The organism is Helicobacter bilis (assembly GCF_900198365.1).
GTDB lineage: Bacteria > Campylobacterota > Campylobacteria > Campylobacterales > Helicobacteraceae > Helicobacter_A > Helicobacter_A bilis_B.
This window is the reverse complement of sequence record NZ_FZMS01000012.1, coordinates 15591-28437: the sequence shown is the minus strand read 5'-3', so window position 1 is coordinate 28437 and position 12847 is coordinate 15591. Positions and strand designations below refer to the sequence as shown.

10 protein-coding genes are annotated in these 12847 nt (G+C 36.0%); 2 read left to right on the top strand and 8 right to left on the bottom strand.

Annotated elements, in window-relative coordinates; all coding sequences use genetic code 11:
- Positions 1-105 precede the first annotated feature (105 nt).
- A complete protein-coding gene (locus C6H08_RS12410) occupies positions 106-1734 on the bottom strand; it encodes a methyl-accepting chemotaxis protein (RefSeq protein ID WP_034565036.1) in 1629 nt (542 codons plus the stop codon).
- A gap of 205 nt (positions 1735-1939) precedes the next feature.
- Positions 1940-3079 carry a pyridoxal-phosphate-dependent aminotransferase family protein gene (locus C6H08_RS02490; protein ID WP_052092945.1) on the bottom strand — a complete coding sequence of 380 codons (1140 nt, stop codon included), beginning with the start codon at positions 3077-3079 and terminating at the stop codon, positions 1940-1942.
- Positions 3080-3211: 132 nt separating this feature from the next.
- Between C6H08_RS02490 and C6H08_RS02485 the strand changes: the two genes are divergently transcribed.
- Positions 3212-3703: a flavodoxin gene (locus C6H08_RS02485; RefSeq protein ID WP_034579706.1), complete on the top strand. Its 492-nt coding sequence runs from the start codon at positions 3212-3214 to the stop codon at positions 3701-3703.
- A 377-nt stretch (positions 3704-4080) separates the two neighbouring features.
- Here the strand turns inward: C6H08_RS02485 and C6H08_RS02480 are convergent, their stop codons facing one another.
- The 3 genes from C6H08_RS02480 to C6H08_RS02470 all read right to left on the bottom strand — a co-directional run bounded on the left by C6H08_RS02480 (position 4081) and on the right by C6H08_RS02470 (position 6044).
- Positions 4081-5262 carry a pyridoxal phosphate-dependent aminotransferase gene (locus C6H08_RS02480; protein WP_034579708.1) on the bottom strand — a complete coding sequence of 394 codons (1182 nt, stop codon included), beginning with the start codon at positions 5260-5262 and terminating at the stop codon, positions 4081-4083.
- 52 nt (positions 5263-5314) lie between these two features.
- Positions 5315-5653 (bottom strand): hypothetical protein, encoded by a 339-nt coding sequence (locus C6H08_RS02475; RefSeq protein ID WP_223808369.1) that lies wholly within the window; start codon positions 5651-5653, stop codon positions 5315-5317.
- Between the two features lie 118 nt (positions 5654-5771).
- Positions 5772-6044, bottom strand: coding sequence for a metal-sensing transcriptional repressor (locus C6H08_RS02470; RefSeq protein WP_004087347.1), 273 nt, complete (start codon positions 6042-6044; stop codon positions 5772-5774).
- Positions 6045-6176: 132 nt separating this feature from the next.
- Here C6H08_RS02470 and C6H08_RS02465 point away from each other — a divergent pair, with 132 nt between their 5' ends.
- Complete coding sequence (locus C6H08_RS02465; RefSeq protein WP_034565043.1) at positions 6177-7157, top strand: SEL1-like repeat protein; 981 nt, start codon at positions 6177-6179, stop codon at positions 7155-7157.
- Between the two features lie 1279 nt (positions 7158-8436).
- On the opposite strand, the gene C6H08_RS02460 is transcribed toward C6H08_RS02465, so the two are convergent.
- From C6H08_RS02460 to C6H08_RS02450, 3 genes are all read right to left on the bottom strand, one after another.
- Positions 8437-8919, bottom strand: coding sequence for a restriction endonuclease (locus tag C6H08_RS02460; protein WP_034565046.1), 483 nt, complete (start codon positions 8917-8919; stop codon positions 8437-8439).
- Between the two features lie 38 nt (positions 8920-8957).
- The gene (locus C6H08_RS02455) at positions 8958-10706 is read right to left on the bottom strand and encodes a DUF262 domain-containing protein (protein WP_034579710.1); all 1749 of its coding nucleotides are present in this window, start codon (positions 10704-10706) and stop codon (positions 8958-8960) included.
- A gap of 61 nt (positions 10707-10767) precedes the next feature.
- A complete protein-coding gene (locus C6H08_RS02450; protein ID WP_034579712.1) occupies positions 10768-12516 on the bottom strand; it encodes a saccharopine dehydrogenase family protein in 1749 nt (582 codons plus the stop codon).
- Positions 12517-12847 lie beyond the last annotated feature (331 nt).

Below are 12847 nucleotides of genomic sequence, written 5' to 3'. Positions count from 1 at the left end.
CATTTACCTTTGTATGTAAAGTGGTTGGCACATTTTCTTACCGCTTACAACTACTTTGTGCTAAAATTTGTTACATATATTCCAAAATTTTGATCGCTATATCCACTAAAACTTACGCCGTTTGGAGTCTTCCACAGAATCTAATGCCATTTTGGAAACTTCACTTGCGACTTCATTGTTTTGGATAGTGATATTTGTATTTTCTTGCGTAATGCTTTCAAGCTGTGTAACTGCAGAATTGATTTGATTTATACTTTCTACTTGCTCTTTTATAGATTCAGACATTTCATTAATGCCTTGCACTAGCATATTTGTATTTGCTTCAATCTCGCCTAAACTTTTTGATGTGCGTTCTGCAAGTTTTCTTACCTCATCGGCTACGACTGCAAAGCCCCTACCATGCTCTCCAGCTCTTGCCGCTTCAATAGCAGCATTAAGTGCGAGTAGATTTGTCTGATCAGCAATATCCTTGATAATGTCAATAACATTTTTAATATCTGCACTTTGGGCTGTTACCTCACTTGTTTTGTCTTCTATATTTTGCATAGAATTTGTGATTTCTTCAATAGAAGTTGCAGTTTGTTGCAAACTTGCAGTTTGTGTATTCATAGAATCTGCTAAAGCATTCATAGAATCTCTTAGATTTTGAGATTTGTTTTGTAAATTCTCACCCAAGTCAAGCTGCACTTTTAGAATCTTACTAATCTCATCACCCATGTGATTCACACCATTAAAAAGCTCTTGCATAATGCCGTTTAGCTGTGTGCTATCAACTCTCTTTGTAAAATCATTATTTGTGTAAGTATATAGCACTTCTCTTACCTGTGCTATGTTGTCATAAAATGCCTGTAATAGGTCGTTGAGTATCTTTTGTAATTCAACAAGGTTTGGACTATGCGGGGTAGATTCAATACGCAGTTTTAGAAATCCGCTACTAGCCTTTTTTGCAATGTTTGCAGTTTCTTGTATCATGGCATTATCTTTTTGCAAACCAGCCTGAACTTTTTGTATATTTTGGTCTAAAACCCGAGACATTTCACCAAACTCATCTCTATTCTTAATGACAATGGGCTTAATCTCATTAGTCTCATTATTAATATACGCACAAAAGGAAATAATGCCCTCACGGATTGTTTTAAGCGGTCCAACAATACCCCAAATAACAGCAAAAGATAAAAACGCAAAGACAACAACAGCACCAAGCAGCATAGCAATCATCACCGTATCAACGAACGCAAGTGAATGGGCGGTTTGAGTGGTTAGCCAATGTGAAAGTGTATTTAGTCTGTCTGAAGCCTCTTTGCGTATAGAAGAGTTTCTTTGTACATACTCGCCCATACCTTTAATGCCATCACTTTGATCTGTCTTTATGCGTGTTTGCATAGTCTCTTGCAAGGCTTTAATATAGCTTTCAAGGCTACTAATTACATCATTTGACATTGAGATGCTTTCTTCTGTAAAAAATGTCGTTTGAAGCTTGCGTAAATCGCCTACAACCTCATTAAGCGTATCGATAAACTCTTTATATGCCTCTGTTGAGCGACCATTTTGATAAAAAAGCTGACCGGCATTTAAAAATTTTGTTTGAATCTTAGTTAATGTCTCATTTTGATCTAGTCTTGCCAAAGCCTTATTGTTTTCATTGCTAAAAATACTATAAATGATAATAAAAATAATCGCCAAAAATAGTGGAAATAATCTTAGCCGCCATCGCACATTCATATTGTTTAACATTGCTTAATCCTTTTGATAAAAATTTGACAAACAATCACATAAAAGATTGTATTATAGGAAAATATTCCTGAATCTAAGTTTGTATTGTTGCTAATCTTTTGTGCTTTTGTGATTTGAGATAACATACATTGATATTACCCAAATGATTTTTGCAACAATAGATATACATAAAATATTATCTAAATTACTCTAGTTAGCGATATATTTAGACCAACGCCTCAAAAAATACCCTATTTGCTTCTCCATTAAATTCTCGTATTTTAAGCATTGCTAGGCTCAATTCTATGGCATTTATCACAAAGGAAATCTCATGCAATGGAATGTATCCCATGTGATTTATCCTAAAGATTTTGTCTTTTAGCCTATCTTGTCCGCCTGCTACATTGATATTGAAATGTGATTTTAGAATCTTTATAATATCTTTTGCATGTGTAGAATCTACAACACTCATACTATTTGCTGGTGTTTTTGGATAAATGTGCAAGTCTAGGGCTTGCAAGGCTTTACGCGAAGCATTTGCTATTTTTGCACTATATTCATATATGTCTGTAATCGTTAGATTCTTACTTGCAAGCATGTCAAAATACGCTTTAACCCCTATTATGATAGAAGTTGTCGCTGTATATGCAGTGGTATTTTTACGCTGATTTTTTAGCTCTTTTGAGAGATTGAAGTAATAACCCTTTGGATTATTTTCTATAAAATCAATCGCCATTTTACTTAAACCGATAAAGGCTAATCCCGGTGGCAACATAAAAGCTTTTTGACTGCCGCCGATTAGAGCGTCAATATGTGTAGTATCAATGTGTTCTACACCCATAGCCGTTATGCCATCAGCGATGACAAAAATGTCTTTATTGTGCTGTTTTACTAGCCTTGCAACTTCTTTATAAGGATGTGAAAGACCACCTGCTGATTCACAAATCTGTAAGCATATACATTCAATATCTTTGTGTTGCGCTAAGGCTTCTTGTATAGATTCTACACTTACTGGCGTATCCCATTCATTTACAATCTCAACTACTTCTCTACCTAATGCCCTGCCTATGCCCCCAAAGCGTTCGCCAAACTTACCGCTATTTACACTTAGAATCTTGCGTGAAGAAAAAGTGGCAATACAAGCTTCCATAGCCCCTGTGCCGCTACTTGCAAACATGAGTGTCTCTAGCATACCAAGCATTTTAGCTAAATGTGTTCTAGTCTCTGCAAATATAGATTCAAACTCACTTGTTCTATGATGCAGTGTAGGCTGTGCCATAGCCTGACGGATAAACTCTGGGGTAGGCGTTGGACCGGGTGTAAATAAAAGCGATTGTGTTATAATCTTTGAGATATTTGTTTCCATTTTTTCCCTTTTTGCAAAAAAAATATGTGTAAGTATAGCAGAAATATGAATGCAGTTAAGTAAAATGTAGTATCCTTGCATTCAAACAAATCAAAATCATGGTTTGTAATTTTACATTATAAAGGAAACACAATGAGTATTGGAATATTTTTTGGAAGTGATAATGACACTACAACTGATGTATGCGAAAGATTGGTAAAAAAATTGGGCGGTGCAGAGCTTATCAATGTAGCTGATGCTGATGCTGATGCAATCAATAAGTTTGACAAAATTATACTTGCAAGCTCAACATGGGGCGATGGTGAATTACAAAGTGATTGGGAAAGCTATGCAGAAACTCTTTCTGGAGCAAATTTTGGCGGTAAAGTCGTAGGATTACTAGCTTTAGGTGATGCTGATAGCTATGGCAGCACTTTCTGTGATGCACTCTATCATCTTAAAAATGTGGCAAAAGGTGCAAAACTTGTTGGTGCAACTTCAACTGATGGCTATGAGTTTGATGAGTCTAAAGGTGTAGAAGGCGGAAAATTTGTAGGTTTAGCTATCGATGAAGTGAATCAAGATGATAAAACTGATGAAAGACTTGATGCATGGGTAGCACAAATTAAAGGCGAGGGATTCTAGAGTCTAACTAAAATTAAATCTACTTTTTAACTCTCAAGCATTGGTTTTCAGTCATGTTGTAACTATTCATGAAGTGTTACAGCGTGTTGGAATCTTGATGTGTATTGTTTCTTATTCTTACGATTTTTCGGCTTTCGCACAATAGGTAGCGATTTTTTTCAAATAGACTTTATTTGACATCGAAAATTGAATGCTCGTCTAAGTTTTAAGGGCTTTGATGTGATAACACTTTAAGAACCCCGGTGGTTAATTATGTTAAGTATAACAAAATATCTCAATATTTATGCCTATGGTAAGACAAATAACCAAAATACCCCTGTGTATATCGTAATGCCCCCCCTTGCGTTTTGTTTATATGTAGGCAACAAATGATATTACTAACACTCACCTCTTACAAACTTATTAATACGCACAAAGCCCTCTTTAATCTGTGCTAAATCACAAGCAAAGCTCATGCGCACAAAGCCATCCATGCCAAATGCACTTCCCGGGAGTAATGCAACGCCGACTTTTTCAAGCAATGCTTTGCAAAACTCCATACTATTACCATTATATCCCTTTACATTGTTTATATTAATAAAAAGATAGAATGCACCATCAGGCTTTACAACGCTAATGCCGGGTATCTCATCAATTAGCCCACATGCAATATCCCTGCGTTCTTTAAACGCCTCTCGCATAGATTCAATATCAGCGTCCGCACTGCCATCAAGGGCTACAATCGCGGCTTTTTGCGTGATGGAGTTAATATTTGAAGTGCATTGACTTTGCAAGTTATCCATAAGCTTGATTAACTTTTGATCCTTGCATGCTGCATAGCCCATACGCCAACCAGTCATTGCCACAGATTTACTTAAGCCATTAATTGTAATCGTCTTTTGCATAATGGAATCATTAAGCGAAGCGATGCTTACAAAAGTGCCATCATAGACTAATTTTTCATACATTTCATCACTGATAATCCACAGATTATGTTTCAAAGCAACTTCAATAACTGACTCTAACTCTTCTTTTGTGTAGATCATGCCAGTGGGATTCGATGGGCTCGTAAGCACAATAGCCTTAGTCTTTGGCGTAATAGCCCTTTCAAAATCAATACCTCTTGCCTTAAAACCATATTCTTCTTTTGTTTCTACAAATACAGGCTTTCCGCCACTATATGTAACTAATTCAGGGTAAGTTACCCAATACGGAGTAGGTATAAGCACTTCATCACCCTCATCAATGATCGCTTGAAATGCGTTAAATAGCGATTGCTTTGCACCATTGCTTACAATGATTTCTTTTGGATCATATTCTAGATTATTGTCTCTTTTTAGCTTTTGTGAAATCGCTTTTAAAAGCTCGGGGATACCAGCAACTGCAGTGTATTTTGTAAAACCGCAGTTTAACGCCCTTATCGCTTCTTCCTTAATCACTTTAGGTGTGTCAAAGTCAGGCTCTCCGGCACTAAAACTCAATACATCTTTGCCTTCTGCTTGCAGCTTTCGTGCTAGACTTGCTACTGCGATTGTGGCAGATTCACTAAGGCTTAAGATCCTCTTAGAATATTGTTGCATTACAACTCCTTCTCACATTAAAAGATACAAAATGGTAGCAAAATATTTTCAATTATAAATATAAACGCACATTTAATTTCTCATCTAAAAATAATGAGATGAAAAAACTTAACATTTTGTTTTCATTTGTCATTAAACTAACGGCTATTTTATCTCTCTCTGAAAGCTTTAAGAAAAAACCTACAAGACAATCAGGCAACGGGTGAGAGTCAGCAAACTTTACCTCTAGCTCATCAAAAGCCTTTTCTTTCAAATGCTCTATTTCGCTCACACCTACAATATCAAATAAATCTGCCTTAAATGCTTTAAAAGATTCATAGTCTCTAATAACACCAGTGCAAGTAAGACTAAGCTTTCTCCCCTCTAATTCACCCTCGAGTGTAAATCCCATATTCATAGCAACATTTCCTTAAGTTTAATATTTGTTTTTTCATAATGTTATAGTCCAAAACCTGAATTCATCGCAAAAATAAAGATTCTAAAACTTATATCATTAAATTTAAACGCCGCTAAGACATACGCGAAAAATGCTCTATTGCCTTTGCTAGCTCATCAAGACTTGTATCAGAATCTCCATGCTTTATAGCATCTTTCATGCAATGTGTTACATGCCCCTCTAAGACGATTTGCCCAACTTTATGTAATGCACTTTTAGCAGCATTGATTTGTATTAAAATATCCACACATGCCACTTCGTCATCTACCATTTTATCAATCGCATTCAATTGCCCTATGATTTTTTTCAATCTTCTATGTATGTTTTTTGCGTTTTCTTGCTCCATTAAAATCCTTATAATCAATCTTAAATCTTTGACTTAATGCACTTTATTTTATGCTATTATAATATTTTATTTGCATAATCGCAATTTTTCTATTAAATATTAGAATCTTCTTTAATAGATTCGGGGAATGGCATGAAAAAGACTAGCATTATCTTGTTTTTATTGTTTCAAATAGCACTTGGCATAGATATATCTAATATTACTAAGCATTGCAATAAAGGCAATATGACAGCTTGCTCCATGCTTGGCGATATGTATTATGTAGCTGATAATGTGCCACAAGATTATGCAAAAGCACAAAAATTTTGGCGTAAAGCATGTCATGCAAGAGAAATGAATGCGTGTTATAACTTAGGTGTATTATATCAAGAGGGGCAAGGCGTATCACAGGATTATAAACAAGCACTTGATTTATACACACAGGCTTGTAATGTGGATCATGCTGCTGCTTGTCTTAATCTTGGTTATTTGTATATGGGTGGCTTGGGTGTAGAAAAAGATGAAAAGAAAGCGCGTGATTTATATATAAAGTCATGTGATGGTAAAAAGGCAGAGGGCTGTTATAGCTTAGGGAATCTCTACTTTTATGGTAAAGGCGGAGATAGAGATTACGAGAGGGCGGCGGATCTTTATGCAAAAGCATGTGAATATGGGCATGATGATGCATGTGATAATCTTGGCGTAATGTATGCAAAGGGCGAGGGCATTGCAAAAGATTATGATAAAGCAAGGGAATTTTTTACCAAAGTGTGTGCGGATAATAGGGCTGGGGCGTGCTATAATCTTGGAATCTTGTTTGATTATGGCTATGGTGTGGAACAAAGCTATCCGGAAGCAATCAGGCTTTATACTAAAGCATGTGATATGCACCATATCAAGGCTTGTTATAGCTTAGGGATTATGTATAATAAGGGCGATGGTGTGAATATTGACTATCCAAAAGCATTGGGACTTTATCTAAAGTCATGCAATATGGGGCATTCTAATGCGTGTTATAATATTGGGGCTATGTATTATGATGGCATGGGTGTGCGGCGTGATACTCAAGTAGCAGGTGGCTATTTTAGTAAAGCGTGTAAATTCGGCGATAAGAAGTCGTGTGATATGCGGTAGGTTTGTGAGTCTGAGGCTGAAATTCTGTAAAGCCCCACATACTCTAGGCTAGCGCAAGTTCTAGATTTCATACCTGCTATTATGAATGATGCTATTTTAGATGAGATTAAGAAATGTGCAGATTAGTAGTATCTGACATTCGACTAATCTAAATTTATCAAAGAAGATAAGATATAGAAAAATTTTCGTCGTTAGGGAAGCATAGATAATGCATAAATGATATTTCCGATCATTTTTAGCATATAGCTTTTATCTTAAATTGTCTTATTCTTACTATTTGCTTGTTAGTGCTTTTTAATCTTGATTCTTATATTGACTTCGTTGTTATGCCTTTCCCTTTGTCATGTTCTACCGCAAGCCAAAACACTTTATTATTATTTGTAGATTGCCGTTATATTGCTTTGCAATCTTGCAATAACAAGAAAAAACAAAAATCTTTTAAATCCCACTACGCATGTACTAATAGCAAGGACTTGTGCTTTTGCTTTTTAAAATTATAAGCGAAATATGTTTATTATATTGACTTTTTTAGCTAGACTATAGGGGCTTGTTTTGTTGGTAGGTTTGTGGTACGAACTTAAGGTTTAGCGCGTTATCTAAATTTCCAATGTTAATCGTGTATGTCGGAGATACCATTTTCTAAATGGTTAGCGTTTTTTAAAGTCGTTTGATTTAGTCACATCTTTTTTTCAAAATACATACTTTTAAAACTTAATTCATTATTCATTGTCCTTTTGTCGCTTCTCTTTCGCGACTACACATGCATCTATTTATCTGCTGTCGCTAAGCAAAACTTTTTTGCCTTTATGGTCGTTTATTAAAGTTTGTAAATCCGCAATGTCTACATAGTTTTGATAATTAGCGACTTCATCAAATGCAATAGTCTTTTGATTACCATTTTTTACCATAGGTGAGTTTTCTCTATGCCTTTTTAGTATATGAATTACTCTGCTTGGCGTGATCTTCTGTAGTTTTTTTGCGGGATTCTAAATCCTAGTTACTTTACTTTTGTTTCATAATGTTTTTTAGCAAAATTCATGTTCTTTTTGTGTTTTTTGGATTCTGATTAATTGCCATATTGAACAAAGCGAAATATCTAATAATTTAGATTTTATAACATTGCAACCCTTCTCTTTTAAAATCGTCAAATTCATAAGTTTGTGGAAAATCTACCATTAAGGTACGGCTGACAACGAGATTGTTGTGTAAAAAAATACATTGTATTTGTTGCCCTTATGCTATTGTATTATTTTTTGGAGTTATATTTTGTGTTGTGCTTTTACACTCTTTCGTAGGGGATAATCCTATACTCCATACTATTTTCTTCTAAAAATTTTTTCACGCCATAATCTAGGTTTTCACAACTTGTTACAAATACGCGGCTGACATTCTTTTTTGCAAAAATCTTTTGGTTCTGCTCTAAATACGCAGTGCAATCCCCTAAAAAGATTCTTAAATGTTCCTGTTTTACCTGTGTGTTTTCCCAATTTTTACATTGAATCAAAATTGCTTCCCTGCCTTTATAGGCGATCAAGTCAATTCCCTGATCTCTCCGCCCTTCTTTGATTCCCTTAAAATACACCTTATAGCCTTGCTGTTGGTAGAATCTGCCAATCTGTCGTTCATAATCATCGCCTTTTTGCTTATTTATGGCAGCATAATTCACCGCATAATCTTCGGTTTTTACGAACTTTTTTCGCTTTGGTTTATATAGTAACAAAAAAGCAATACTAACAACAAAAGCGATAAATAAAAACTCCATTGTTTATCCTTGTTTACTGAATTTTTCACACATAAAGCCTAAAACACTCTTGTAAAAAGATCTCTAAATTTCTCATATATGTGCCTATTTCTTTTTTCAATATCAGTCTTAGCCCAATCTTTTTGCTCATTTTGTGCTAAGAGCTGTGCTTCTTTGAAGTGAGAGTTTTTATAGCTCTCTTTTTTGCGGTGGAAATAACCATTTCCTGCTTCTATATTGACTTTCTTTTCTAGCAACATTTTATTACCAATATGTTCTAAAAATTCTTGTGCATCCTTTTTGTCCCAGCCGTTATAGTTAGCTTCCATCCATTTTCTAGGCAAAATATGCTCAATCTCTGCACTCATTAGCGTGTAGTTTTTGCCATTTAGATTCCATTCTAGCTCTTGTTTGGAATCTAGCATAAGTGCGTAGAGGGCTAAGATGTAGCGTATATGTCTAGGTAAAGCCTTTTTGGAAAAATGGATAAAACTCTCCAAACTTGGCATAACTAAATTGGGAATATTTTTAGATGTTTCAAAAATCTTTTGTATATTGTTATTGTGGATATGGATATTTGCCTTCATAAAGCCCCAAAGCAAGCCTGAAGCTCCACCTTTACCATACAATAATCCAATCGCACAATACGCTGCAACCTGTGGCAAGATAATGTCTAGCACTTCCTGTAATGCTTCTTTGTTTTGATGGTGTTTATAAAAGCACATACTCACAACCATTTGCCACAATTTATTTTGATATATGCCTAAAAGTGCAAAATATTTTTTAGAATCTTGGCTTAAATATTCATAAGGATTACACCAAAAATCACCTAATTTTTGGATAAAAATAAAAGTAGATTCCTTGCTCAACATATCATCATTTGCCGCGTAATTGACATCACGACCTTTTGTGTTTTTCTTATGCTTTTGTGTCCAAAAATCTAGCGTGCTTGGTATCGCGGTATCTACATCATTATATTCCGCACGGATAATATGCTCATACTGTGTGAAAAGAAAGCTAATATCCTCCTTTTTTAGATGGGGAGAGCTTTGTATCTTGCTCTCTAATTCCTTCCACTCTCTAGCAAAAATCTTTTTCTCTTCCTCATTCTTTTTCTCAAAAATAAGACCCTTAAAAATATCCGCAGGGCTTAAAGTTACACCGCGATTATTGAGTGTATTAAAAATGCGCAAGGCTTTATCTCTGTTATCACATTCAATGGGTAAAAGCACGCAAGAGCGTAAAAGGCATAAGCAAAAATCAAACCACTCTACAGGCTTTTCTCTTGCTAATTCGTCAATTTTTCCTTGAAAAAACAAAAAGTTTTTCTCATATAAAGAAAGCTTTATGTTGCTCTTAATATCTAAAGTATCTTTAAAAAGATTTTCTAAAGATTGGTTATCAAAATCTGTTGCCACCTCACTTTTTAAATGCACTTTATCAAAATCAATCTGCCCTGTAAGTGCATTGCTATCCCATAAGCACGCCGCTAAATCACTTTTAAGCTTATCTATACCATTTTGCCCCCTTGCTTTCTCATACAATGCGCGGATTAAGAGATTGAGCGTTGTGGTTCTTTGCTGTCCATCGATGATGTTTTGTCTATAATTTTCCTTATATACCACTACACAACCTAAGAAATACTCCTCGTCCTCTTTTTTATTTTCAAAAAAGTTACATACATCTTCCCAAAGCTGCAAACATTCATCTTCACTCCAGACATAATTTCTTTGATACATTGGAATCAAAAATTTATTTTTTGAAAGATAATCAAATATTGTTTTGCGCTCCGCTCTCATTTCTGCCATTTCCACTCCTTTTTATCGTGGTTTGTTGGTTTCATAATGTTTTTATTTGTATTTTGGGATTCTACCCTCTCCCATCTTCTAGCACTTTTAGATTGCCATTAGATTCTATTTCGCACACAACATAAGGGAGTCCTTGTTTGTTGAGTTCGCACACAAAAGGGTCAGGGTCGTTTTGCTCCATATTCCACACGCCACTACCACTACTAGAATCTACGCCTTGATACTCTCCACCCTTTGGCATATCGCTGTTATCCGCTCCGCTCACAATTTTTGCACAATTTAGCCCCCATTTATCTTCACAGATGAGCTTCGCTCCAATCATCGCTGGCACACCTGTGGTATAGCTCACACCTTGCGCATTGACTTCTTTATAACACGCCTCGTGATCGCAAATATTATAGATATAAATCGTGCGTTCTTTGCCGTCTTTCACGCCCTTCATATAGCAGCCAATATGCGTTTGCCCCTTTGTGCGAGAGGCTAGACTTGCAGGATCTGGCAAAAGTGTTTTTAGCACTTCAATAGGCACGATTTTGCCACCCTTGTGTGCCACTTCATCAATGCGTAAAAAGCCGATGTTTTCTAAGCATTTCATATGCGTAAGATAGCTCTCACCAAAAGTCATAAAAAAGCGGATTTGTCGCAAACCTTTGATATTGCGGATAAGCGACTCTAGCTCTTCGTGGTAGAGCAAATAGCTATTTTTCACGCCAACTTCTGGGTAGTCCCACTCTTTCATCAAAGCTAGGGGCGCAATATCTCGCCACTGCCCCCCTGCGTATGGAAATTCAGCTTTTTGCGATAAAGGTGCAATTGTTCGCTCACAAGCGGCGTCATTACCGCTTAGGTAACTCCTTGCTTGTTCGCTCCAAAACACACCTTTCTCATCAAAAATCTTAGAATTTCCTTCTTTTTGTTGCTCTCTTTGTGCTTCTTTTGTCTCCACTTCTGCTTGCCAATGCTTCTCCTCTCTCTCAAACTTGCGATAAATGGTGTCTTGCTTTAAATCCGGATTTAAGGCTAAGTCAGCTTGTGAAACAAGGCTGTTAGATTCTGTATTAGAACCCACTTTTTTAGAATCCGCGATTCTAGTATCTTGCGTAAGATTTGAATGCTGTGCAAAATGAGACAAGGGAGCTACCTTATCGGTAGTGACCGCAGTCTCATTGCCGCACTCATTCAAAGATTGCGTAAGAGACGAATCGCCCTTAACCCAATAACGCGCTTTAGAACTCACCTCTCTTAAGTTAATTTCAGGGTTAAAGTTTGTCGCAAACGCATAGCCGTGATCCCCTGCATTACAATCCAAAATATCAATGCTATGTATCTCATCAAAATAATGCTTTTGCGCATAGGCACAAAATACATTTGTAACGCCCGGATCAAACCCACTGCCAAGCAAAGCAAAAATCCCTGCTTGTTTATAGCGTGTATCATACGCCCACTGCTCTTTATACTCAAAATGCGCGGAGTCTGGATGCTCATAATTTGCCGTGTCTAAATAATGCGTTTTTGTGCGAAGACAGGCTTCCATAATGCTTAAATCTTGGTAGGGCAATGCGACATTTACCACAAGTTTTGGGCGGTATTTTTCAATCAAAGCCACCACAGATTCTACACTATCAGCATCGACAGAATCTATCTCAATCTCACCTAAGCCTTTTTCTCTAATAGAATCTGCTATCGCTTGGCATTTGCTAAGGGTGCGAGAAGCTAAGATAATGCGAGTAAAACTCTCCCTATTCATCGCCATTTTATGCGCTACCACACCGCCAACTCCACCAGCCCCAATCTGTAAAACACAAGCCATAATTGCTCCTTGGATAAAATGAAAACATGTTCTTTGCTTGGTTGCTATTAGTCTAAACTACACTACAATAAAACAACTTGACATTTTGTAATGATATGGTAGAGTAAATAACGCTAACTTTTTTTGTGAAGCAAGAAACATATTTTGTAAGGATTATAACTTAAAAATATAAAGCTTATTACTTGCCCTTGGATACATTTAAAAGCACGATGAGTTTTATAATCATAAAATGACAATATTTGATCCAATGTGTAAAAATAGAAATGCGTGGCAATATTTTCTCATTAGTTTTTATTTTAAAGCGATTTTTAAGAGAGTTTATTATAGAGTC

What these genes read in the sequence shown, in the direction of transcription:
- C6H08_RS02450 (WP_034579712.1), bottom strand. Translation starts at nt 12,516, where the DNA reads ATGGCTTGTGTTTTACAGATTGGGGCTGGTGGAGTTGGCGGTGTGGTA.
- C6H08_RS02470 (WP_004087347.1), bottom strand. Translation starts at nt 6,044, where the DNA reads ATGGAGCAAGAAAACGCAAAAAACATACATAGAAGATTGAAAAAAATC.
- C6H08_RS02455 (WP_034579710.1), bottom strand. Translation starts at nt 10,706, where the DNA reads ATGGCAGAAATGAGAGCGGAGCGCAAAACAATATTTGATTATCTTTCA.
- C6H08_RS02480 (WP_034579708.1), bottom strand. Translation starts at nt 5,262, where the DNA reads ATGCAACAATATTCTAAGAGGATCTTAAGCCTTAGTGAATCTGCCACA.
- C6H08_RS02460 (WP_034565046.1), bottom strand. Translation starts at nt 8,919, where the DNA reads ATGGAGTTTTTATTTATCGCTTTTGTTGTTAGTATTGCTTTTTTGTTA.
- C6H08_RS02485 (WP_034579706.1), top strand. Translation starts at nt 3,212, where the DNA reads ATGAGTATTGGAATATTTTTTGGAAGTGATAATGACACTACAACTGAT.
- C6H08_RS12410 (WP_034565036.1), bottom strand. Translation starts at nt 1,734, where the DNA reads ATGTTAAACAATATGAATGTGCGATGGCGGCTAAGATTATTTCCACTA.
- C6H08_RS02490 (WP_052092945.1), bottom strand. Translation starts at nt 3,079, where the DNA reads ATGGAAACAAATATCTCAAAGATTATAACACAATCGCTTTTATTTACA.
- C6H08_RS02475 (WP_223808369.1), bottom strand. Translation starts at nt 5,653, where the DNA reads ATGGGATTTACACTCGAGGGTGAATTAGAGGGGAGAAAGCTTAGTCTT.
- C6H08_RS02465 (WP_034565043.1), top strand. Translation starts at nt 6,177, where the DNA reads ATGAAAAAGACTAGCATTATCTTGTTTTTATTGTTTCAAATAGCACTT.